Genomic DNA, 419 nt, shown 5'->3' with positions numbered 1-419 from the left:
AAGTAGTCGCCCTCGTTCAGGGTTTTGTATTGGCTGCTCATGCAGCCAATGAAAATACTATTGCCTATTGACACCGAGAAGGCTCATATGTGTTATACGTTACCTGCATAAACTTCGATATGTCCATAAGCGGACATTCAGATCAAGTTGCTCTGTTCCACGGTGCTAAGGAACGTATGAACAAGTCCTCTCAGAGCCACCAAAACTGCATTTTCTCTGTGTCTGGGGCATGAAATGCGCACGCTCCCCCCCTTTTTTAACCGACTGCAACCGCCTTTTCAGGCAGCGCAGACGGATTAACCCTGCGCTCTCAACATCTGGTCTACCCGTACAACATTGGCCAGCGCGAACAGCATGGCCAGCTTGCTGTCGTTTTTCTTCAGGCCACGGTAGCGGGCTTTTACAAAACCAAACTGGCA

At 49.4% G+C, this 419-nt stretch carries 1 pseudogene; it reads right to left on the bottom strand.

What is annotated here, in order from left to right:
• Positions 1-296: 296 nt before the first annotated feature.
• Positions 297-419 (bottom strand): annotated as a pseudogene (locus H1S06_RS00500) (IS5/IS1182 family transposase); the annotation flags it as partial.

Origin of the sequence: Marinobacterium marinum, from assembly GCF_013868415.1 — a bacterium.
GTDB lineage: Bacteria > Pseudomonadota > Gammaproteobacteria > Pseudomonadales > Balneatricaceae > Marinobacterium > Marinobacterium marinum.
The sequence above is the reverse complement of the archived record's forward strand: the minus strand, read 5'-3'. Positions and strand labels throughout refer to the sequence as shown.